The organism is Micromonospora sp. DT233, from assembly GCF_049841815.1.
Lineage (GTDB): Bacteria > Actinomycetota > Actinomycetes > Mycobacteriales > Micromonosporaceae > Micromonospora.
Genome location: NZ_JBNCLB010000007.1, coordinates 56,505 through 76,291, shown reverse-complemented (window position 1 = coordinate 76,291; position 19,787 = coordinate 56,505). Strand labels below are relative to the sequence as shown.

The following is a 19,787-nucleotide window of genomic DNA, read 5'->3' as shown; positions in this document are numbered from 1 at the left end:
GATGTGGCCGGGACCACACTGCACCGCATGGTGTTCGTGCCGGTCCCCCGCAACTCCGTCGCCGACCACGTCTTCGGGCAGCTGCGCGACGCGGTCGTCAGCGGCGCGTACCGGCCCGGGGCCACCCTGCCCGGCGAGCGGGAGCTGGCCACCGCCTGCTCGGTGAACCGGCATGCCGTCCGGGAGGCGCTGCGCCGGTTGCAGCAGCTCGGCCTGGTGCAGGTGAGTCAGGGCGGCGCGACCCGGGTGTTGGACTGGCGGGTGCACGCCGGGCTCGACCTGGCGCTGTCGCTGGTCCGCTCCGGTGACGTGCTGCCGGTCGACACGCTCGTGCGGGACATGCTGGAGATGCGGGCCTGCGTCGGCGTCGACGCGGCGCGGCTCTGCGCCGAGCGGGCCGACGCGGCGACCCGGGAGACCGTCCTGCGGGCCACCGAGGAGTACGCCGCTCTCGCGCCCGACCTGCCCCGGATGGCCGAGGCGAGCATCGTGCTGTGGCGGCACGTGGTGCGCGGCTCGGCCAACACGGCGTACCTGCTGGGTTTCAACAGCCTGGTGGCGGGCGCGTTCGCCGTCGGCGAGGTGCCCCCCGAGCGGTACGCCGCCGAGCTGCTCGACGTGGCCGGGCACCGCCGGCTCGCCGAGGCGGTGGCCGCCGGGCGGGGCGACGCCGCAGCCGAGCAGGCCCGCGCCCTGCTCACCGCCACCCTCACCCCTGCCCCTTCCATATCCACCGTCCCCGCCCTGTCCTCCACGGCCGCCCCGGCCGGAAGGGAATGTCGAGCATGATCCCCGCCGTGCTCTACGCCGTACCCGCGTTTCTGCTGCTCATCGTCGTGGAGGCGCTGTCGTACCGGTTCGCCCCCGACGACGACGAACGCGGCTACGAGCTGCGCGACGCCACCACCAGCCTCACCATGGGCGCCGGCAGCCAGGTGATCGGCGTGCCCTGGAAGCTGCTCACCATCGGCCTCTACGCGGCGGCGTGGACGGTCGCCCCGGTCCAGCTCTCCCCCAGCAGCGTCTGGACGTGGGTGCTGCTCTTCTTCGCCGACGACCTGGTCTACTACTGGTTCCACCGCACCCACCACGAGGTACGGGTGCTCTGGGCCGGGCACGTGGTGCACCACTCCAGCACGTTCTACAACCTCTCGACCGCGCTGCGGCAGAGCTGGACGCCGATGACCACGCTGCCGTACTGGCTGGTCCTGGCCCTGCTCGGCATCCCCCCGTGGATGATCTTCCTCCAGCAGTCGGTGAGCCTGTTCTACCAGTTCTTCCTGCACACCGAGCGGATCCGGACGCTGCCCCGGCCGATCGAGTGGATCTTCAACACCCCGTCCCATCACCGGGTCCACCACGGCGTGAACGCCGAGTACCTGGACCGCAACTACGGAGGCATCTTGATCGTCTGGGACCGGCTCTTCGGCACCTTCGCGCCGGAGCGCGCCCCCGCCCGGTACGGGCTGACCACGAACATCGCCACCTACCACCCGCTGCGGGTGGCGACCCACGAGTACGGGGCGATCTGGGCCGACGTGCGTTCGGCGGCGTCCTGGCGGCATCGGCTCGGCCACGTCTTCGGCCGCCCCGGCTGGCAGCCCGCCCGATGAGACGCCTGCTCCCCGCCCGCCTGACCCCCGCCGGCCTGGTCCCCGCCGGCCTGACCCCGCTCGGCCTGGTGCCCTTCGGCGTGGCCGCCGTCGTCGAGCTCGTCGGCGTCGCCACGGACAACATCGTCCTGCAGTGGCTGGCCAAGCCGCTGCTCGCCCCGCTGCTGCTGCTCTGGCTGCTGCGCTCGGGCCGCCCGCGCCCCGACCGACTGGGCTCCGGCCGACCGTCCTCGAGCCGATCGCGTTCCGGCCGGCGCTTCGACGGGTTCGCGTTGGGGCTGGTCTTCGCCACCGGCGGCGACGTGGCGCTGCTGCTCTCCGGCGAGCCGGCGTTCCTGGTCGGGATGGGGCTCTTCCTCGGTGCCCAGATCAGCTTCATCGTGGCGTTCACCCGGCATCGTCGACCGCCGCTGCCGGTGCTGGGCGGCTACCTCGTGCTCTGGGCGTTGGCCAACGTCGTGCTCTGGGGCCCGCTCGGCGACCTGCGGCTGCCCGTGCTCGGCTACAGCCTCGCCCTCTGCCTGATGGCCGCCGCCGCAGCCGGCGTCTCGGCCCGCGCGGCGGTCGGCGGGGCGCTCTTCCTCGTCTCCGACCTGCTGATCGGCGTGGACGCGGCCGGCACCCGGTTGCCCGGCCACGGCCTGCTGGTGATGAGCACCTACATCGCGGCGCTGCTGCTGCTCACCACCGCCTGGGCGACGGCCGACGCCCCGGGCCGGGACGAAGACCGGGGCCGCAGCAGGGGTGCGGGCGCGGGCAAGGTGCGGGTCGCATCGGCGGGCGATCGCGCCGAGTCGTGAACAGCGCGATGGCCCGCCCCGTGAATCGGAGGCGGGCCATCGGGTTGGGCGAGGTCAGTGCCGGCGGCGGCCGTACATCCCCGCGACGATCGACACGCCGATCGCGGCGAAGACGACCTGGATAAGCAGCTCAATCCAGTCGATACCGCTGGTGTCGTCCACCCCGAAGAGGCTGGCCACCAGGGTGCCGAGGAGTGCGGCCACCACACCGATCACGAGTGTCAGCCAGATCGGGATGGTCTGCTTGCCCGGCACCACCAGCCGGCCCAGCGCGCCGATGATCAGACCGATGACGATGGCGGTGATAATTCCGGTAACTTCCACGTTGGGCCGTTCCTTCCAAGAGTTCGTCGTCTGCGACTCCGGTCTACCCGGACTGCCTGGTCGATCAAACCTGCAACGGCCTCCACCAGGAGTTTCGTCACCGAACCGTCATGTCGTCCAGCAACGCGGCGGCCAGTTCGCACGCGGCTGGCCCGGCGCTGGCACGGCGAGGCCCGACGACCGGGCGCGGCGAGAACCTTCCGCCCACCTCAGCCGCCCTCGCCGTCCAGCCACCCTCGGCCCTGCGAGGCACTTGGGTGACGGCTGGGCACCGTCCCGGACCGCCGAGGTTCATGGGCAGGACCTCGTTGTCGCGGACCCTTTGGAGCTGATGTCGGCAACGAATCACGCGCGGCGATGTCGCAAACGACTCAGCTCCAAAGGGCCCGCGACAGGACATGCCGCGCCAGAAGAACACGCCGTCTCTGCTGGTCACGCGCCCTCCCGAAGGACAGGCCGCCCCGCAGGCACGCCACCCCGGCGGAGGCGCCGCCCCAGCCAGGAGCGCGCCCCGGCGGAGCGCCACCCCAACCGGGGAGGCCCGGGAGCGTCACCCCAGCCCCAGGAATGCGGTCGAGCTGTCAGGCGGTGGTTGCGTAGGCGTGGCGGGCGGAGCGTTCGGCCAGCCAGAGCCAGCGGCGCTGCACCTCGCCGCTGCTGGCCGCGACCATGGCCAGGGCGTCGCCGCGCACGGCGGTCAGGGCCGCGCCGTCGGCCGTCGGGTCGTCGAGCAGGGCCGCGCCGTCGCGGAACGCCTCGGCCTCGGCCGAGCCGCCGAAGCGGGGGGCCACCTCGTCGCGCCAGAAGTCCGCCCAGGGCAGCTGCGGGTCCCAGGAGAACCGGGCGTACGCCAGGTAGCTGATCTCGTTGGTCGGGTGGTACGCGGAGGGCTCGGCGAAGATGGTGAGCCCGTTCATGCCGGCGGCCCCGGAGCGGGTGGCCATGTCGGCGTACATCTCGGGGACCCAGGAGTGGCGCTGCCGGTTCCATTGTGACCCGGCGTGGGTGCGCAGCACGTTGGTGCTGTGCGGCAGCCGGGCGACGTGTTCGGCGGTCAGGCCGTCGCGCTGGTCGTACCAGAAGCCGCGGTTGACGCAGTACTGGTAGGCGACGTCGTCGGGCAGGTCGGCGAGGGGCTTCTGGGCGTCCAGGTCGAAGATGTTGTCCCAGTAGACCTCGACGAGGTGGCGCAGCGGCACCCCGGCCGGGCCGGTGCGGCGGGCGGTGTCCAGCAGCGTCGGGTAGACCGAGCGCATCGCCTCGTACGACCAGGAGGTGCGTTCGCCCCCGGTGCGGTTGGTGCAGCGGGCGCAGGCGCAGCTGCCGTAGTCGCCGGTCTCGAAGTTGATCCCCCCGACGGGGAGGGTGTCGAGCAGCCAGTCGATGGCGTCGCGGTGCCAGGCCAGGTTGTCGGGCTGGGAGGGGCAGGCGGCCATCATGTACTCGCTGGCCGGGAAGTGCAGGTCGCCGAACTCGTCGATGTCGAAGCCGACCTTCTTCGGCAGCTCGGCGGCGAGGTCGGGGCGTTGGCGCAGCCAGGTGGCCAGGTTGTAGCGGTGCCGGCCGTCGAAGTAGATGCCGCCGTAGGCGTTGATGCCGACCCCGGCGATGATCCGCACGCCCCGGGCGTTGGCGTACTCGCACAGGTCGCGGGCGGCGTCGACGCCGCCGTGGGCGTCGCGGAGCAGCCCGTAGACGACGATGCCGCCGATGCGTTCGCGGCTGCAGAAGTCGACCAGCCGCCGGTAGTCCGCGCCGAACGCGTCGGCGGACTTCGCGTACGGGTTGAGCGCGCCGATCTCCTGCTGGCCGAGCTGGCGGGTGTCCCAGTTGGTCGAGTGGTCCCAGGTCCAGAGGGTGCGCAGGGTCAGGCCGGGGGCGGTGGCGTACGCGCCGACGGGCAGGCCGGCGGGGGTGGCGGAGGCGATCAGCCGGCGGGCGGCGTGGATCAGGCCGGCGAAGGGGTCGCCGGTGAGCCGCAGCTCTCCCCGTTCGGGCACGTCGACGCGGTGGCCGCCCTCGGGTAGCGCCGGGTCGACGGCGAGGCGGATCGGCAGGGCGTCTGCCCCGCCGTCGCCCCACGCCGCGCGGAGCAGGTCGGCGGCGAACGGGGCGTGTTCGGCCCCGAGCACCCGCACGCCGGGAACCTGGCGGTACGACGACATCATGTCCTCCCGATGGTCTGGTCGGTGGCGGCGAGGTAGGCGACCACGTCGAGCGTGGTCCACACCCCGTGCCGCCAGTAGGGGTCTCGTTGGGCGTGGGCGCGGGCGGCGTCGGCGTCGGCGGCCCGCAGCACCAGCACGGAGGCGCTGAGGTCGGCGTGCGCCCCGGCGATCAGGGCGGTGCCGTCGGCCAGCAGGGCGCGCACGTGCGCCAGGTGCGCGGCCCGGTGGGGTTCGCGGCGGGCGGCGGCGTCGGCGGCGAAGGCGGCGGTGACCAGGTACGTGGGCTCGAACGTCAGCGACCCGGTCACGCCTCGGCTCCGATGGCGCCGAGGAGGCGCTGCATGGCCACCCGGTAGACGGCCTGCGGGCGGCCGGCGCCGGTGCTGACGTGCACGCCGACCTCCTCGGCGAAGCCGGCGGCACGCAGCGCCTTGAGCAGGCGGCGGGCGCTTCGCGCCTCCACCCCGTACGCGTCGGCCAGGCCCCGGGCGGTGACCTGGTCGGGGTCCAGCTGGTGCAGGGCCTCCAGCAGCCGCCGGGTCGACAGCGGCCCGATGCCCAGCTGCTCGGAGACCCGCAGCACGCCGGGGCCGGTCTCGCGCAGGCGGGGCCGCACGGCGGTCTCCCGGCTGGAGTAGACCTCCCCGTCGGGGAAGACCACGTGGGTGTCGCCGCTGTGCCGGCCGAGGGCGAGGGCCTTGCGGGCGTTGTCCTCGGCGGCGGCGATGGTGGGGCCGGCGCCGAAGCCGACGGCGTGCTCCCCGTCGACGCCGCGCAGGGTGAGCAGGGAGGCGTGCCCGTCGCGGTGGCGGGCGATGGCGTTCTCCACGGTGCCCCGGGTGGTGGTGATCAGCAGGGTGCGGTCGTCCACGGTGGCGAGTCGGCCGCGCATTCGTTCGGCGTGTTCGAGCAGGGCCTCGCGGACCCGCAGCCGTTGCCGTTCGGCCTGGTAGGGGTCCTGGGTGCGGGGGGCCGACGTGCTCAGGTCGATCATCATGACGGCGATCTGGGTGCCCCGGGACTGGCGTACCTCGGCGGCGAGCCAGGCCCGGCGCAGCGCGTCGCGCACGGAGGCGCGGGTGTGCTCGACGCGCCACACCGGCACCCCTGCCTCGGCGAGGTCGCGGTGCACCGCGCCGAGGCAGGTCAGGCACGCCTCGACCGCGCCGGAGGCGTACCGTTCGCGGTGGTAGGCGGTGATCTCGTCGAGGCCGGAGAAGAGCAGCCCGTCGGCGTCGGCGATGGGGAGGATCTCGGTGGGCGGGGGCACCTCGATGTCGTGGTACGTCTCCCGGACGGTGTCGCCGTCGATGGTGTCCACGCTGACCCGGGGCAGCTTCCCGCCGGTGGCCAGCAGCATCCGCGACAGCGTCCGGTACAGGTCGAGGCCGGCGTGCGGCACGTAGTCGATCTCGGCGCGCAGCTCGTCGGCGGCGGTGGCGAAGGCGTACGGGATGCGGCCGGTGAAGAGCAGCACCTGGCAGACCTCGTCGAGCTCGCGGGCGAGCGCGGGGGCCTGCTCGGGCCGGGTGTACGCGCGGGTGGTGACCGACTCCGCGCGGCCGTCGGCGGCGGCCACCTCCCGGACGAGTTGGATCGAGTCCTCCGGGCCGATGATCCCGATCACGATGCTGCCTCCACGTTGTGCGCCGCTGGCCTGGTGGGTGGGGTGCTCAGCCGGTGCAGACGGTGCCGGCGATGCCGGCGCTGACCGGGGACGCCAGCAGCACCAGCGCCGAGGCCACGTCCTCGGGGCGGCCGAGCGCGGCCTCGATGGCGGCGACCCGCCCGCCGTCGGTGCCGTTGGCCCGCGCCTCGTCCAGCGACCGTCGCATCAGCGGCGTGTCGATGTCGCCGGGGCAGAGCGCGTGCACACGGATCCCCTGTGGACCGAGCTGTCGGGCCAGTGTGAGCGCCAGACCGTGCAACCCTCCCTTACTAGCGCCGTAGGGTACCGAGCCGGAGCCGCTCTGCACGCCCGCCTTGGAGCCGACCAGCAGCAGCACCCCGTCGCCGCCGGTGAGGTGCCGGGCGGCGTGCTTGGCGACCAGGAACGGGCCGGTGAGGTTGACGGCGATGACCCGCGTCCAGAGTTCCAGCGGCACGTCGCGTACGTCGAGGCCCTGGCCGCGCATGATCCCCGCGACGTGCAGGACCGCGTCGACGCCGCCGAGTTCGGCGGCGGCGGCGTCGAGGGCGTCGGCGACCTCGGCCTCGACGGTGACGTCCACGCCTCGGGCGCAGGCCCGCGCCCCGGTGGCGCGCAGCTCGGCGGCGGCGGCGTGCGCGCCGGGGGCGTCGGCGTCGAGGACGGCGACGGCCGCGCCGGCCTGGGCGGCGGCCCGCGCGGTGGCCCGGCCGATGCCGGACGCGCCGCCGACGACGACCACCCGCCGGCCGGCCAGCAGGCCGGCCGGCGGGGTGCCACCGACCGGCGGCCCGGCGAGCGGGGTGCCACCGCTCGGTGCCGGGCCGGCGGCCGGGGATTCGGGGGGCGGCGGGTTGGTGTCGCTCACGCGCGGACCGTTCGGCGGACCGCGTCGGCGACGGTCGCCGCCTCGGGGACCACGACGGCCTGCAGGGCGGGCGCGGCGGGCATCGGTACGTCCGGGGCGGCGACCCGGGCGACCGGGGCGCGCAGGTCGGCGAAGCATTCGCCGGCGGCGCGGGCGGCGATCTCCGCGCCGAAGCCGCCGGTGAGGTTGGCCTCGTGGGCGACGACGAGGCGGCCGGTGCGGGCCACCGAGGCGGCGACGGTGTCGAAGTCGAGGGGGTTGAGCCAGCGCAGGTCGATGACCTCGACGTCGATGCCCTCCTCGGCGAGGGTGGCGGCGGCGTCCAGTGACGCGGAGACCATCCGGGACCAGGCCACGACGGTGACGTCGCCGCCGGGGCGCAGCACCCGGGCACCGCCGATGTCCTCCACCGGGGCGTCGGTGCGCACCGGGCCCCGGTTGGGGTAGAGCATCCGGGCCTCGGCGACGACCACCGGGTCGTCGCTGACGACGGCGGTGCGCAGCATCTGGTACGCGTCGTCGGGGGTGGCCGGCAGCGCCACCCGCAGCCCGGCGGTGTGGGCGAAGTACGCCTCCGGGGAGTGGGAGTGCTGGGCGCAGGCGCCGGGCGAGTAGCCCTGCTGCATCCGGATCACCAGCGGGGCCTTCCAGCGGCCGGCGCTGGAGTAGTGGATGGTGGCGATCTGGTTGACGATCTGGTCCATCGCCACGAACGAGAAGTCGGCGTACATGATCTCGGCGATGGGGCGCAGGCCGGTCATGGCCGCGCCGAGGGCCATGCCGAGGAAGCCGGTCTCGGAGATCGGGGTGTCGAAGATGCGGTCGGAGCCGAACCGCTTGTGCAGCCCCTTGGTGGCGCCGAACGGCCCGCCGGGCAGGGCGACGTCCTCGCCGAAGTAGACGGTGTCGGGGCGGGTGTCCAGGGCCCAGGTCAGCGCCGCGTTGACGGCCTGGATGTAGCGCAGCGACTCAGACATAGACGTGCTCCTTGGCGGTCGCCGGGTCCGGGGTGGGCACGGCGCGGGCGGCGGTGACGGCGGCCTCGATCTCGGCGGTCACCTCGGCGTCGATGGCGTCGAGCCGGGCGGTCAGCTCGGCGTCGGCGGCGGCGGCGGCGCGGACGCGGGCCAGCGGCTCGCGCAGCCGGGCGGCGGCGATCTCGCCGGCCGGGCGGTAGTGCTGGGCGTCGCCGCTGTAGTGGCCGACGAGGCGCTCGGTCATGGCCTCCACGATGGACGGGCCGGAGCCCTCGCGGGCCCGGTCGACGGCCTCGGCGACGGCCTCGTAGACGGCGTCGGGGTCGTTGCCGTCGACGGTGTGGCCGGGCACCCCGTAGGCGGGGGCACGCTCGGCGAGCTGCCGCACCCGGACCATGTCGGAGATGCGGGACATCTCGGAGTAGACGTTGTTCTCCACCACCAGCACCAGCGGCAGGTCGAGCACGGCGGCCATGTTGAGCGCCTCGTGCACGTTGCCCTGGTTCATCGCGCCGTCGCCGATGCTGACGACCGAGACGGCCCCGCTGCCGGTGCGCTGGGCGCTGAGCGCCGCGCCGCAGGCGATGGGCACCCCGGCACCCACGATGGAGTTCTCGCCGACGAACCAGCGCGCCGGGTCCGACAGGTACGGCGAGGCGGCCCGGCCGCCGCAGAGCGCCGAGTCGCGTCCCATCATCTCGGCGTAGAGGGCGGCGAGGTCGACGCCGCGGGCGATGGCCCAGCCGTGGCCCCGGTAGGTCGCGGTGACGTGGTCGCCGTCGCGCAGCGCGCGGCTCGCGCCGACCGGGATGGCCTCCTGGCCGTTGCACAGGTGGATCGAGCCCGGGATCTCGCCGGCGTCCTTGAGGGCGGCCAGCCGCTCCTCGAACCGGCGGATCCGGGCCATGGCGCGGTAGTCGTCCGGCAGACCCATCACACCCCCTAGAGATAATTGAGCCCTATTCAGACTCGTTGGTTGAGGAGCCTAGACCAGCAGTACAGGGCTATGGAAGAGTGCGGAAGCAAGTTTGTGGCCGTTATTGGTCTCTAATTTTGGGGGCAGGTATGGAGATCGCCGAGGTGCAGTCGGTGGTGCGCGGCGACGCCCACTTCGTCGCGCTGCGCGCGTCCGACGGGCTGACCGGGGTCGGCCAGTCCGCCTGCTGGGGCTACCCCGGCGCGGTGCACGCGGTGGTGGAGACGTTCCGGCCCTACCTGCTCGGCGCGGACCCGGGCCGCATCGAGCACCACTGGCACCACCTCTACCGGATGGGCCCGTTCCGGGGCTCCGTGCTCACCGCCGCCGTCTCCGCCGTCGACCTGGCCCTGTGGGACCTGCTGGGCAAACGGCTCGGCGTGCCCGTGTGGCAGCTGCTCGGCGGGCGGGTGCGCGACCGCATCCGGCTGCACCTGCTGCTCGGCGGCACCGGCGCGGAGGCCCTCGCCGCAGAGGCCGCCGCCGCCGTCGCCGACGGCTTCACCGCCGTGAAGTTCGACCCGCTGCCGGGCAACCACGGCGACCTCTCCCAGGCCCGCCTGGTCGCCGAGACCGAGGCCACCACGGCGGCCGTACGCGACACCGTCGGCCCGGACGTCGACCTGCTCATCGAGCTGCACCGCAAGCTCACTCCGTTGCAGGCCGCGGCGGTGGTGCCCGCGCTGGCCCGGCACCTTCCGCTGCTGGTGGAGGATCCGATCCAGATCGACAGCGTCAGCAGCCAGGCCGAGGTGGCCCGCCGCGCGCCCGAGGTGCCGATGGCCAACGGGGAGCGGCTGCACACCATCTGGGAGTTCAAGGAGCTGCTGGCCCAGGGCGGCGCGCAGTACGTGCGCCCCGACATCGGCCTGGCCGGCGGGCTCAGCCACGCCCGCAAGATCGCCGCGCTGGCCGAGGCGCACCACGCGGCCGTGGTCACCCACAACTGCCTCGGCCCGCTGCTGACCATGGCCTCGGTGCAGCTCGACACGGTCATCCCGAACTTCGTCACCCAGGAGTACTCCCCCGTGGACGACCGGCTCGCCGACGGGCCGGTGCGCGCCTGCGTGCGCCGCGAGGGCGGGTTCCTGCCGGTGCCGCAGGACCCCGGGCTGGGCGTCACCCTCGACCTGACCGACCCCACCCCGCTGGACCTGACCGGCCGCCCGCTGACCCGCATCCCGCTGCGCGCCGACGGCTCCGTGGCGTACGCGGTCTGACGACACCGACCGCGACGCACCCGGCAGGGAGGTTCCCGCCGGGTGCGTCGCGGTTAGCGCGACCTTGGATGCCTGCCGTCGCCGGGGGACAGGAGGAGTCCAAGGTCTGGCGGGCAACTCCGTCATGGTTCGTCGGAGGCGCCGGGGTGGTGGAAGACGCGGTGCGCCCAGAGCGGCTCGCCGTCGGCGTCGGCGATCTCGGCGAAGAGGTGCGCCAGCGACGCCGTCCAGCGGGCCTGCACGTCCGCGCCGCTGGTGACCGCGCCCGCGCGGGCGAAACCCCAGCGGGTACGCAGCACGCAGATCAGCAGCGTGTCGCGCCGGTAGATGGCGTAGTCGTAGATCCCCGCCTCGTCGAGCATTTTGGTCAGCTCCGGCCAGACCTCGGCGTGGCGGCGCTCGTACTCGGCCTGCGCGCCGGGGCGCAGCCGGTACAGGTGGCAGACCTGCTCCCCCGGCCCGGCGGACGCACTCACCGCGCGCCCGCCGGGGACGGTCCGGGCGGCCCGCCGACCGCCGACCCCGTCGGACGGCCGGCGGTGCTCACTTGCCGGAGCCGGCGAGCGCGCCGGAGACGAGTTGCCGCTGGAAGACCAGGTAGATGATCAGCACCGGCAGCAGCGCCACGATCAGGCCGGCGCTGACCAGCGGCACCGACACGTCGTACTGGCCACTGAGCAGGGAGACGCCGACCATCAGCGTCTTGCTGTCCGAGCCGCCCATGATGACCAGGGGCAGCAGCAGGTCGTTCCACATCCAGACGAAGTTGAAGATGGCCAGCGCCGCCAGGGCGGGGGTGGCGATCGGGGCGAGCAGCCGGAACAGGATGGTCAGGTGCCCCGCCCCGTCGACCCGGGCCGCCTCGATCAGCTCGTCGGGGATCTGCTGGAAGTACCCGGCGAGCTGGTAGGTGCCCAGCGGCAGCCCGAACGCGGCGTACGCCAGGATCAGGCCCTGGTATTCCCCGGACATGCCCAGGTCGAGCACGGTCTGGTAGAGCGGGTAGATGATCGCCTGGCTGGGGATGGTCAGCGTGATGATGATCAGCAGGAAGACCATCTTGCCGCCCCGGAACCGCAGCTTGGTCACCGCGTACGCGACCAGCAGCGCGGCCAGCACCGACAGGATCAGCCCGCCGAGGGTGGTGATCAGCGAGTTGAGCAGCAGCCGGGGCATGTTCATCCGGCGGAACGCCTCGAGGTAGTTGTCCAGGGTGATCCCGCCGGGCAGGCCCAGCGGGTCGGCGGCGAAGCCGGACTGCGTCTTCAGCGAGCTGACGATGGTGAACAGCAGCGGGTAGAGCGCCGCGACGGCGACCACGACCAGCGCGAAGGTCAGCAGGTAGCGCCCGGGGCGGGCGGAGTGGCGCGACTTCATCGTGGCTTACGCGTCCCCTCGGTGAACATGTGCCGCACGCTGAAGATCGACAGCACGGCGACGAAGCAGAACAGGGCGATGCCGATGGCCGAGCCGTAGCCGCGGTCCAGGAACTGGAAGGTGGTGAGGAAGACCAGGTACTCGGGGAGCATGGTGGCGTCGCCCGGCCCACCCTGGGTCAGCGCGTAGATCAGCGGGAAGAGCCAGATCAGCACGCCGGAGGCGCAGAGCACGCTCCAGTACGCCACGGTCGGGCGCAGGCTCGGCACGACCACCGACCAGAGCTGCCGGAAGAACCCGGCGCCGTCGAGGCGGGCCGCCTCCAGCGTCTCCTCGGGGATGGTGGAGAGCCCCGCCAGGTAGGTCATCACGCCGAGGCCGAACATGCTCCACAGGGCGACCGCCACCAGCGAGAAGAGCGCGGTGTAGCGGCCGTTGAGCCACTCCAGCGCCAGCGGCTCCAGGCCGACGCCGCGCAGCATGGCGTTCAGCGGTCCGTCGGGGGCGAGGATCTGCCGGAACATGATGCCGACGACGATCGGCGCGATGGTGTACGGGACGAAGTAGACGGCCCGGAAAAACTTCCACCCCGGCGAGCGCTGGTGGATCAGCAGCGCCAGGATCAGCGGGACCACGATCCACACGGGCAGGGTGGCCACCACCAGCAGGGCGTTGCGGAAGCTGGTGAGCACCATCGGGTCGTCGAGCATCCGGGTGTAGTTGTCGGCCCCGGCGAACTCGCCGCCGCCGAACCCGCTGGACGACTCGAGGCTGGTGATCACCCCGCGTACCAGGGGCACCAGCTTGAACAGCACGGCCAGCACCAGGGCGGGCAGCACCAGCGCGGCGCCGAGCCACCACTCCCGGACCCGCCCGGGTCGCCTCGGGCGGCGGGCCGGCGCGGGGCGCGCGGGCGGGGTGTCGCCGGCCACCGGCTCCGACACCGGCGCGGTGGAGATCGTCATCAGGGTTCCTCTCCCCGGGGCTGGCCGGGCGGGGCGACACAGGGCGTCGCCCCGCCCGGGAAGTGCTACTTGGTCTGCTTCTTCGTGGGGCTGCGCTCCAGCGCCTGCTGCATCTGCTCGGCCCACTTGTCGACGGTGAGCTGGCCGAGGGTGACCTGCTGCCAGCCACGGGCCAGGGCGTCGGCCTCGGGGCCGGAGAGCATCACCCCGGCGTGCAGGGTCGGCTGGGCGACCATTTCCTGGATCTTCTGGAAGGCCGGGGAGGTCGGCAGCAGCGCCTTGTCGACGTTCTTGTTCAGCGGCTGGCCCTTGCCGTGGCGCACCCAGAGCTCGCCGTTCTCCTTGCCGGCCAGCCAGCTGATGAACTCGAGGCCGGCCTGCTTCTTCTCGCTCCACTGGGTGACGCCGTAGACGGCACCCTCGATGCCGGAGAACTTCTGCGCCAGCGGCGCGGCCGGGTCGATGGCCGGCCACCGGGTGACGCCGAGCTTGTCGTCGCCGAGGGCCTTGCCGAACGCCTCCCAGTTCACCGCGTCGGAGATGATGGTGCCGGCGAACGCGGCGTCGCCGCGCTGGAAGATGTCGGCGCCGTCGGGGAGCATGGTGATCGACGGGGCGTTCTTGTTCGTCCAGCCCTTGGTGGTGATCTCGGCGAGCTTGCCCAGGACCGCGACGAGCTTCGGGTCCTTCCAGGACAGCTTGCCGGCCAGCAGGGCCCGGATGTCGTCCTCGGTGAGATAGTTTCGGGCGATCTCGGGGAAGTCCCAGTACGCCGGGAAGGTGCCGGACAGCCCCAGCGCCAGGCAGGTCTTGCCGGACTTCTTCACCGCCGCGCAGGCGGCGTCGAAGTCGGCCCAGGTCGCCGGGGGCTGCTCCGGGTCCAGCCCGGCGGCCTTCAGGACGTCCTTGTTGTAGTACATGACGTTGCCCTGGTAGGAGAAGGGCACGCCGTAGCAGTCCTTGGCGGTGTCGAAGCCCTCGCACGCGCCGCTGTAGGTGACCAGGTCTTTGTTGATCTCGGCGGCCTTGGCCCCCAACGGCACGTACGCCCCGCGCCGGTCGAACAGCTCCAGCCCGGCGTTGTTGGCCATCACGTCCGGCCCCGACTGCGAGGTGATGTAGGGGCCCTGCACCTCGGGGTACTTGTCGAACGGGACCGACTGCATCTCGAGCTTGATGTTCGGGTGCCCGGCCTCGAAGGTGCTCTTGACCTGCTTCCAGTACTCGGTGCCGCCCGGTTCCCAGGTCAGCACCTTCAGGGTGACCGGGCCGTCGGCGGCGTCGTCGCCGCCACCGCAGCCGGTCAGCAGCGCGGCGGCGGCCATGCCGGCGGCGAGGACGCCGGCCAATCTCCGTCTGAACATCAGGGGGTGACTCCTGTCAGAAGTGGGGGTTCGGGGGGATGCGGCGGGGGGTGCCGCCGGCGGTGGCGCTGTCGACGACGGCCTCGGCGACCCGCACCACGTGCAGGCCGTCGGCGAGCGGGACGACCGGCGTCGGTTCGGTGCCGTCGAGCTGGCCGAGGAAGTGCCGCAGTTCGGCGGCGAGCGCGCCGCCGCCGTCGACCGGGGAGAGCAACCAGTCGGGGGCCTCGGTCTGCTCGCCCTGCACCAGCAGGGTGGGGTGGCCGAGGTCGACGTGGGCGACCCCGTCGGTGCCGTAGACCTCGACCAGGTCGCAGGCGTGGTTGGGGGTGTGCTCGGGCAGCAGGTAGCTGTTGCGGATCGACGACACGACGTCGTTGGCGTGCCGCAGCTCCGCCCAGACCAGGACCGGGGTCGCCGATCCGGGCCGGGTCCGGGCCGTCGCGCGGACCTCGACGACGGGCGCTGCGGCGTACCAGAGGGCCAGGTCGATGTCGTGCACGGCGGTGAGCAGCGCGGGGTGCTCGCGGGGGAAGAGCCGGCTCAGCGTGCGGGGCCGGTCGCGGCGGGAGGAGACGGCGAGCACGTCGCCGAGGCGGCCGGCGCGGACCGCGGTGTGCAGGGCCCGGTGCGGGGCGCTGTGGCGCAGGATGTGCCCCGGCTGGCAGAGCACGCCGGTGCGCTGCGCGGCGGCGACGATGGCGGCGGCGTCGGCGACGGTGGCGGCCAGCGGCTTCTCCACCAGCACCGGCACCCCGGCGGTGAGCAGGTCCACGGCGACCGGGCGGTGCACCGGGCCGGGCACGCAGACGCTCGCGGCGTCCGGCGCTCCGGCGGCCAGCAGTTCGGCCACGTCGGCGTACGTCTCGGGCACGTCGTGCGCGGCGGCGACGCGCCGCCGGGTCGCGGCGTCCGGCTCGACCAGGGCCCGCACCGGCACCCCGAGCGACCGGTACGCGGCCAGGTGCCGCACGCCGAACGCCCCGGCGCCGATCACCGCGACCGACGGGCGGCTCATGCCCCGACCGCCCGTACGTCGGCGACGGACCCGGCGGTGGGGGCGGACCCTGCGGTGTCGGCGGTCCCGGCGATGGTGGCGGCGGCCTCAGCCGGGGCGGTGAGGTGGCCGGCGAGGACCGCCCGGGTGAGGCGTTCCAGGGCGGCCACGCCCACGCCGACGCAGCGTTCGTCGACGTCGAAGGCGCCGGAGTGCAGCGGTGCGCCGCCCCGCTCGCCGGTGACGCCGAGCTTCACGTACAGGCTGGGGCCGAGCGCGCCGAGCAGGGCGAAATCGTCGGTGGTCAGCGGCGGCTCGGTCAGGTCGGCGACCTGCACCACGGCGGGCAGCTCGGCGTGCGCCAGGGCCACCAGCGGCGCGGCGTTGCGCACCGGTGGCATCTCGTTGGCCCAGGTGAAGCGCACGCTCAGCTCGAGCGCGTCGGCCTGGGCGTGGGCGATGCGCTCGATGACCGCCTTGAGCCGGGCACGGGTGGTCTCGTCGTGGGTACGCAGGGTGCCGGTGGCCTCCGCCCGCTCGGCGACCTGGCTCTGGCTGGCCCCACCGGCGATCGTGCCGATGTTGAAGGCGACCAGCTCGTGCGGGTTGCGGGCGCGGGCCACCCCGGCGTGCAGCAGGTTGACGATGCCGGCCAGGCCGAGGATGGCGTCGCGGCCCAGGGCGGGGGTCGCGGCGTGCGCGGCCCGGCCGAGCACCTCGATGCGGAAGGCGTCCTTCGCCGCCATCGCGGTGGCCCGGTCCACCCCGACGGTGCCCACCGGCAGGTCTGGCCAGCAGTGCAGGCCGAGGACGGCGTCGAAGCGCCGGTCGCGCAGCGCCGCGTCGGCCAGCATCGCGGCGGCCCCGGACGTCTCGCCGAACGGGATCTCCTCGGCGGGCTGGTACAGCAGGGTCACCGAGCCGTGGGCGGGTGGGTCGGCCGCGAGCCGGGCGGCGACGCCGTACACGACGGTCATGTGCACGTCGTGGCCGCAGGCGTGGCAGACGCCCGGGTTGCCCGACGCCCAGGGCACCTCCTTGGCGTCCTGGACCGGATAGGCGTCCATATCGGCCCGAAGCAAAACTGAGCGGCCGGGGGCACGCCCTTCGATCTCGACCATGAGGCCGGTGCCGGCGATTCCGGAGTGGACGCGGGCGATCGGAGCGAGCCTCCCGGCGAGCGTCGCCGCCGTCCGGCTCTCGCCGAAGCGCAGCTCCGGGTGTTGATGGAGCTGCCGGCGCAGTCGCACCAGATCGCCGTCGACATCCTCGTGCGCCTGCGCCACCCGTCCACCCCTCGCCTGCGACCGCTAATCCGGACCTAATTGAGACAAGAACCTAGGCGAGGGCTCCTCCGGCGTCAATGGGCCGGCCGGAATCGGTTATCGTCCGCCCATGCCACGCGCCGACGCCCACCTGCACCTCTTCGCCGACGGCTACCCCGGTCGCTACGGCCGGTCACCGGCCGGGGGCGACGAACTCGCCATCTACCAGACGTTGCGCCGCGAACACGACATCGACCTGGCGCTGGTGGTCGGCTACGAGGGCGGGCCGGAATTCGCCGGGAACAACCGCCACCTGGCCCGGCTCGCGGCCGACCACGACTGGATCGCCCCGCTGGCGTACCTGCCGGCCACCGGCGCGGCGCGGGCCTGGCTGGACCGGCTCCGGCCGGCCGGCTTCGTCGGCGTCGCCGCGTACCTGCCCGACGCGGCCTCGGCCGACGCCTTCGCCGCCTGGGTCGACACCGCCGCCGGGGCGCTGACCGAGGCGGCGGGGGTGCTCAGCCTCAACGCCACCCCGGAGGCGGCCGGCCGGCTCGGCCGGGCGCTGGCCGCGCTCGACGGGTGCCCGGTGCTGCTGAGCCACCTCGGGCTGCCCGGCCCGCACCCGAGCGCCCCCACCGCGCGGGCCGCCGCCGACCGGCTCGCCCCGCTGACCGACCTGGCCCGGTTGCCGCACGTCGGGGTCAAGCTCTCCGCCCTGTACGCCGTCAGCGACCCCGCCGAGGCGTACCCGCACGACGCCGCCCGGCCCTTCGTCGAGCTGCTGCTGGAGCGCTTCGGCCCCCGGCGGCTCTACTGGGGCTCGGACTACTCCCCCAGCCTGGACCACGTCTCGTTCGCCCAGACCCTGCACCCGGTCGGGCTCGACCGGCTGCGCCCCGACGAGGCGGCCGACGTCTTCGGCGGCAACCTGCGCCGCGCCCTGGACCGGCGCTGACGGGCCCCCCGACGGCGGCGCAGACCGGGCCGCCCCCGACGGCGGCGCAGACCGGGCCGCCCCCGACGGCGGCGCAGACCGGGCCGCCCTCGACGGCGGCGATAGGGTCGACAGCCATGCGGACGAAGCAGGAGCTGGGCGCGGCCATCCGGCGGCGACGACGGGCCGCGCTGGTGGTCAACGCCCGCTCCCGCCGGGGCCGGCGGCACTACGAGCAGGCCCGCGCGCTGCTGGCGCAGGCCGGCTTCGACCTGCTGGCGGCGCTGCCGGTGGACCGCCCCGGCGAGCTGGAACGCAGCCTGGAGGCCGCCCTGGCGCTGCGCCCGGACCTGCTGGTCGCCGGCGGCGGCGACGGCACGCAGAGCACCGCCGCGCGGCTGCTCGCCCACCGGGACGTCGCGCTGGGGCTGCTGCCGCTGGGCACCACCAACAACTTCGCCCGCACCCTGGGCCTCCCGCTCGACCTCGCCGCCGCCGTGGCGGTCCTCGCCGACGGCAAGGTCATCGACGTCGACCTGGGGCTGGCCGGCGACGTGCCGTTCGCCAACCACGTCGGGATCGGGCTCTCCGCCGACATCATGCGCCACACGCCACCGGCGCTGAAGCGGGTCACCGGCCGGCTGGCGTACCCGGCCACCGCGTTGGCGCTGCTGGCCCGGCATCGGGCGCTGCGGGCCACCGTCCGGGCCGGGGCGGCCACCCACGAGTTCCACACCCACCAGCTCTACGTGGCCAACGGCGGCTTCCACGCCGGCCGGCCGATCACCGCCGACGCCGACGCCGACGATCGGCTGCTGGTCGCGTACCCGGTCGGCGGGCCGACCCGACGCGGGCTGCTGCGGGACACCGCCCGCAACGCGGCGACCGGCCACCGCCGCACGCTGACCGAGGCCCCGTTCCTGGCCGTCGGGGAGCTGTGGCTGGAGACCGACCGGCCGGCGCGGGTGGAGGTCGACGGGGAGCTCTGCGGCCGTACCCCGATCCGGATCGGCCTGGCCGCCAACGCGCTGCGGGTGATGGCCCCGGTCGACAGCCCGGACCGCTGACCGGCCACCCACCCGACGGCGCGGCGCGGCCGGACGCTCCGGGGCCGGAGCCGGACGCGCCCCGGCCGGGACCGGCGGGTTCGCCGGCCCCGGCCGGGGCACTGCGGTGGCTCGCTCAGCGCTGGGCGCCGGCGGTCGCCGGGGCCGGCCAGCTGCCGGTGAAGACCCCGGCGCCGGTCGTGGCGAACGGCGCGAAGCCGAAGAGCGAGTCGACCCGGGCGGCCTCGGCGCTGCTCGGGTTCGAGTTGGTGCAGGAGGTGCCGGCGCTGCCGCCGGACATCAGGATGGCGCAGTTGCCGTTGTAGTTGTCCGGCAGGCCGAGGATGTGCCCGATCTCGTGGGTCATGATCCGCAGCGGGCTGTACTGCTGGGCCTGCTGGGTGTCGATGACGACCCGGCCGTTGCCGAGGCTCGTGCGCTGGGCGTACGAGCCGCCGCCGGTGGTGTACAAGATCCTCAGGTTGGAGCCGCACTTGGCCATGTTGATGTTGGCGGTGCGGGCGTTCCAGATCGCGGCGGCCTGGTCGGCGTAGGTGGCGTAGGGGCCCGCCTGGGCGGTGGTGTAGCAGACGTTGCGCACGGCGGCGGAGGCCGGCGCGGCCTGCACGGCGGTGAGGCCGAGGGCCGCCGTGGTCACGGCGGCCAGGGTGGCGAGGGTCCGGAGCAGCTTGGACGGTCGCATCAGGGTCACGCTCCACTGGGGGAAGGGTCGAGCGGGGACCAGCCCAGAGTATTCATCGATGCATCTCGATAGCAACAGTCGCGGGCCACCAAGTTGCCGGCCCCCGTCGGCGGGGCCGCCTTCCGCCGGTGGTCGCCGCGCCCCCGATCCCCCTCAGCGCCGGTTGATGCACGAACAGCACCAGCGCCAGCGGCAGCACCGTCGCAACGGCGATCATGAAGGGCAGCCGCGCCCAGTCCTCGACCGTGCGCAGTGGAGCGCGGTCGACGACGATCGCGACCACGATCACGGCGGATGCCGCCCGGAGCGTCCACCCAATCGGCCCACCGAACCGGCTGAGAATCGACGTGCGCGGTGCGGCGGCTGGCGGCATAAAGGCAGGCTGGAAGCCGACTGTCCAGCAGAAATCCGATAAGCCAAACACCCGACAGAAAGGTTGCCCCACCGACGGCGGAAACTCTCTCCGCGCCCATGATTCATTCGTCGTCGGAGCCGGCCCCACGTGCGGCCGCGCGACGGCACCATCGGAGGACCGGCCT

The 19,787-nt window shown here is 73.8% G+C and carries 21 protein-coding genes; 6 read left to right on the top strand and 15 right to left on the bottom strand.

Annotated features, from left to right (window positions below; translation table 11 throughout):
* Window positions 1-27: 27 nt before the first annotated feature.
* The 3 genes from ACLQ2V_RS17385 to ACLQ2V_RS17375 are packed head-to-tail and all read left to right on the top strand — an operon-like array spanning window position 28 to window position 2,413.
* The gene (locus tag ACLQ2V_RS17385) at window positions 28-789 is read left to right on the top strand and encodes a FadR/GntR family transcriptional regulator (protein ID WP_425719541.1); all 762 of its coding nucleotides are present in this window, start codon (window positions 28-30) and stop codon (window positions 787-789) included.
* The gene (locus tag ACLQ2V_RS17380) at window positions 786-1,613 is read left to right on the top strand and encodes a sterol desaturase family protein (protein ID WP_425719540.1); all 828 of its coding nucleotides are present in this window, start codon (window positions 786-788) and stop codon (window positions 1,611-1,613) included. The genes ACLQ2V_RS17385 and ACLQ2V_RS17380 overlap by 4 nt, the downstream gene beginning before the upstream one ends.
* Window positions 1,610-2,413 carry a lysoplasmalogenase gene (locus tag ACLQ2V_RS17375; protein WP_425719539.1) on the top strand — a complete coding sequence of 268 codons (804 nt, stop codon included), beginning with the start codon at window positions 1,610-1,612 and terminating at the stop codon, window positions 2,411-2,413. Before ACLQ2V_RS17380 ends, ACLQ2V_RS17375 begins: the two co-directional genes overlap by 4 nt.
* A gap of 54 nt (window positions 2,414-2,467) precedes the next feature.
* On the opposite strand, the gene ACLQ2V_RS17370 is transcribed toward ACLQ2V_RS17375, so the two are convergent.
* From ACLQ2V_RS17370 to ACLQ2V_RS17340, 7 genes are all read right to left on the bottom strand, one after another.
* Complete coding sequence (locus ACLQ2V_RS17370) at window positions 2,468-2,737, bottom strand: GlsB/YeaQ/YmgE family stress response membrane protein (protein WP_425719538.1); 270 nt, start codon at window positions 2,735-2,737, stop codon at window positions 2,468-2,470.
* 581 nt (window positions 2,738-3,318) lie between these two features.
* The gene (locus ACLQ2V_RS17365; protein WP_425719537.1) at window positions 3,319-4,902 is read right to left on the bottom strand and encodes a hypothetical protein; all 1,584 of its coding nucleotides are present in this window, start codon (window positions 4,900-4,902) and stop codon (window positions 3,319-3,321) included.
* Window positions 4,902-5,213, bottom strand: a complete 312-nt coding sequence (locus ACLQ2V_RS17360; RefSeq protein WP_425719536.1) for a YciI family protein — start codon at window positions 5,211-5,213, stop codon at window positions 4,902-4,904. The genes ACLQ2V_RS17365 and ACLQ2V_RS17360 overlap by 1 nt, the downstream gene beginning before the upstream one ends.
* A complete protein-coding gene (locus tag ACLQ2V_RS17355; RefSeq protein ID WP_425719535.1) occupies window positions 5,210-6,532 on the bottom strand; it encodes a hypothetical protein in 1,323 nt (440 codons plus the stop codon). The genes ACLQ2V_RS17360 and ACLQ2V_RS17355 overlap by 4 nt, the downstream gene beginning before the upstream one ends.
* Before the next feature lie 46 nt (window positions 6,533-6,578).
* Window positions 6,579-7,421, bottom strand: coding sequence for an SDR family NAD(P)-dependent oxidoreductase (locus ACLQ2V_RS17350; RefSeq protein WP_425719534.1), 843 nt, complete (start codon window positions 7,419-7,421; stop codon window positions 6,579-6,581).
* On the bottom strand, window positions 7,418-8,398 hold the full coding sequence (locus ACLQ2V_RS17345; RefSeq protein WP_425719533.1) for an alpha-ketoacid dehydrogenase subunit beta: 981 nt from the start codon (window positions 8,396-8,398) through the stop codon (window positions 7,418-7,420). Before ACLQ2V_RS17345 ends, ACLQ2V_RS17350 begins: the two co-directional genes overlap by 4 nt.
* Window positions 8,391-9,332 (bottom strand): thiamine pyrophosphate-dependent dehydrogenase E1 component subunit alpha, encoded by a 942-nt coding sequence (locus ACLQ2V_RS17340; protein WP_425719532.1) that lies wholly within the window; start codon window positions 9,330-9,332, stop codon window positions 8,391-8,393. The genes ACLQ2V_RS17345 and ACLQ2V_RS17340 overlap by 8 nt, the downstream gene beginning before the upstream one ends.
* 131 nt (window positions 9,333-9,463) lie before the next feature.
* Between ACLQ2V_RS17340 and ACLQ2V_RS17335 the strand changes: the two genes are divergently transcribed.
* A complete protein-coding gene (locus ACLQ2V_RS17335) occupies window positions 9,464-10,594 on the top strand; it encodes a mandelate racemase/muconate lactonizing enzyme family protein (RefSeq protein ID WP_425719531.1) in 1,131 nt (376 codons plus the stop codon).
* A gap of 122 nt (window positions 10,595-10,716) precedes the next feature.
* Here ACLQ2V_RS17335 and ACLQ2V_RS17330 read toward each other — a convergent pair whose 3' ends face one another.
* The 6 genes from ACLQ2V_RS17330 to ACLQ2V_RS17305 form a co-directional block, all read right to left on the bottom strand.
* Complete coding sequence (locus ACLQ2V_RS17330) at window positions 10,717-11,070, bottom strand: L-rhamnose mutarotase (RefSeq protein WP_425719530.1); 354 nt, start codon at window positions 11,068-11,070, stop codon at window positions 10,717-10,719.
* 67 nt (window positions 11,071-11,137) lie between these two features.
* Window positions 11,138-11,971: a carbohydrate ABC transporter permease gene (locus ACLQ2V_RS17325; protein ID WP_425719529.1), complete on the bottom strand. Its 834-nt coding sequence runs from the start codon at window positions 11,969-11,971 to the stop codon at window positions 11,138-11,140.
* Window positions 11,968-12,936: a carbohydrate ABC transporter permease gene (locus tag ACLQ2V_RS17320; RefSeq protein ID WP_425719528.1), complete on the bottom strand. Its 969-nt coding sequence runs from the start codon at window positions 12,934-12,936 to the stop codon at window positions 11,968-11,970. Before ACLQ2V_RS17320 ends, ACLQ2V_RS17325 begins: the two co-directional genes overlap by 4 nt.
* 65 nt (window positions 12,937-13,001) lie before the next feature.
* A complete protein-coding gene (locus tag ACLQ2V_RS17315) occupies window positions 13,002-14,300 on the bottom strand; it encodes an ABC transporter substrate-binding protein (protein ID WP_425719527.1) in 1,299 nt (432 codons plus the stop codon).
* 16 nt (window positions 14,301-14,316) lie between these two features.
* Entirely contained in the window at window positions 14,317-15,318 is a 1,002-nt protein-coding gene (locus tag ACLQ2V_RS17310) for a Gfo/Idh/MocA family protein (RefSeq protein WP_425719526.1), read from the bottom strand.
* The gene (locus ACLQ2V_RS17305) at window positions 15,315-16,583 is read right to left on the bottom strand and encodes a M20 metallopeptidase family protein (protein ID WP_425719525.1); all 1,269 of its coding nucleotides are present in this window, start codon (window positions 16,581-16,583) and stop codon (window positions 15,315-15,317) included. Before ACLQ2V_RS17305 ends, ACLQ2V_RS17310 begins: the two co-directional genes overlap by 4 nt.
* 109 nt (window positions 16,584-16,692) lie before the next feature.
* On the opposite strand from ACLQ2V_RS17305, the gene ACLQ2V_RS17300 reads away from it, so the two are divergent.
* Window positions 16,693-17,520: an amidohydrolase family protein gene (locus ACLQ2V_RS17300; RefSeq protein ID WP_425719524.1), complete on the top strand. Its 828-nt coding sequence runs from the start codon at window positions 16,693-16,695 to the stop codon at window positions 17,518-17,520.
* Window positions 17,521-17,636: 116 nt separating this feature from the next.
* The gene (locus ACLQ2V_RS17295; RefSeq protein WP_425719523.1) at window positions 17,637-18,566 is read left to right on the top strand and encodes a diacylglycerol/lipid kinase family protein; all 930 of its coding nucleotides are present in this window, start codon (window positions 17,637-17,639) and stop codon (window positions 18,564-18,566) included.
* Between the two features lie 115 nt (window positions 18,567-18,681).
* Here the strand turns inward: ACLQ2V_RS17295 and ACLQ2V_RS17290 are convergent, their stop codons facing one another.
* Together ACLQ2V_RS17290 and ACLQ2V_RS17285 are read right to left on the bottom strand one after the other, a co-directional pair.
* Window positions 18,682-19,248, bottom strand: coding sequence for a snapalysin family zinc-dependent metalloprotease (locus tag ACLQ2V_RS17290; RefSeq protein ID WP_425719522.1), 567 nt, complete (start codon window positions 19,246-19,248; stop codon window positions 18,682-18,684).
* A 52-nt stretch (window positions 19,249-19,300) separates the two neighbouring features.
* Window positions 19,301-19,621: a hypothetical protein gene (locus tag ACLQ2V_RS17285; RefSeq protein WP_425719521.1), complete on the bottom strand. Its 321-nt coding sequence runs from the start codon at window positions 19,619-19,621 to the stop codon at window positions 19,301-19,303.
* Between the last annotated feature and the right edge of the window lie 166 nt (window positions 19,622-19,787).

What these genes read in the sequence shown, in the direction of transcription:
- ACLQ2V_RS17385 (WP_425719541.1), top strand. Translation starts at nt 28, where the DNA reads ATGGTGTTCGTGCCGGTCCCCCGCAACTCCGTCGCCGACCACGTCTTC.
- ACLQ2V_RS17380 (WP_425719540.1), top strand. Translation starts at nt 786, where the DNA reads ATGATCCCCGCCGTGCTCTACGCCGTACCCGCGTTTCTGCTGCTCATC.
- ACLQ2V_RS17375 (WP_425719539.1), top strand. Translation starts at nt 1,610, where the DNA reads ATGAGACGCCTGCTCCCCGCCCGCCTGACCCCCGCCGGCCTGGTCCCC.
- ACLQ2V_RS17365 (WP_425719537.1), bottom strand. Translation starts at nt 4,902, where the DNA reads ATGTCGTCGTACCGCCAGGTTCCCGGCGTGCGGGTGCTCGGGGCCGAA.
- ACLQ2V_RS17345 (WP_425719533.1), bottom strand. Translation starts at nt 8,398, where the DNA reads ATGTCTGAGTCGCTGCGCTACATCCAGGCCGTCAACGCGGCGCTGACC.
- ACLQ2V_RS17340 (WP_425719532.1), bottom strand. Translation starts at nt 9,332, where the DNA reads ATGGGTCTGCCGGACGACTACCGCGCCATGGCCCGGATCCGCCGGTTC.
- ACLQ2V_RS17335 (WP_425719531.1), top strand. Translation starts at nt 9,464, where the DNA reads ATGGAGATCGCCGAGGTGCAGTCGGTGGTGCGCGGCGACGCCCACTTC.
- ACLQ2V_RS17325 (WP_425719529.1), bottom strand. Translation starts at nt 11,971, where the DNA reads ATGAAGTCGCGCCACTCCGCCCGCCCCGGGCGCTACCTGCTGACCTTC.
- ACLQ2V_RS17320 (WP_425719528.1), bottom strand. Translation starts at nt 12,936, where the DNA reads ATGACGATCTCCACCGCGCCGGTGTCGGAGCCGGTGGCCGGCGACACC.
- ACLQ2V_RS17315 (WP_425719527.1), bottom strand. Translation starts at nt 14,300, where the DNA reads ATGTTCAGACGGAGATTGGCCGGCGTCCTCGCCGCCGGCATGGCCGCC.
- ACLQ2V_RS17310 (WP_425719526.1), bottom strand. Translation starts at nt 15,318, where the DNA reads ATGAGCCGCCCGTCGGTCGCGGTGATCGGCGCCGGGGCGTTCGGCGTG.
- ACLQ2V_RS17300 (WP_425719524.1), top strand. Translation starts at nt 16,693, where the DNA reads ATGCCACGCGCCGACGCCCACCTGCACCTCTTCGCCGACGGCTACCCC.
- ACLQ2V_RS17295 (WP_425719523.1), top strand. Translation starts at nt 17,637, where the DNA reads ATGCGGACGAAGCAGGAGCTGGGCGCGGCCATCCGGCGGCGACGACGG.
- ACLQ2V_RS17290 (WP_425719522.1), bottom strand. Translation starts at nt 19,248, where the DNA reads ATGCGACCGTCCAAGCTGCTCCGGACCCTCGCCACCCTGGCCGCCGTG.
- ACLQ2V_RS17285 (WP_425719521.1), bottom strand. Translation starts at nt 19,621, where the DNA reads ATGCCGCCAGCCGCCGCACCGCGCACGTCGATTCTCAGCCGGTTCGGT.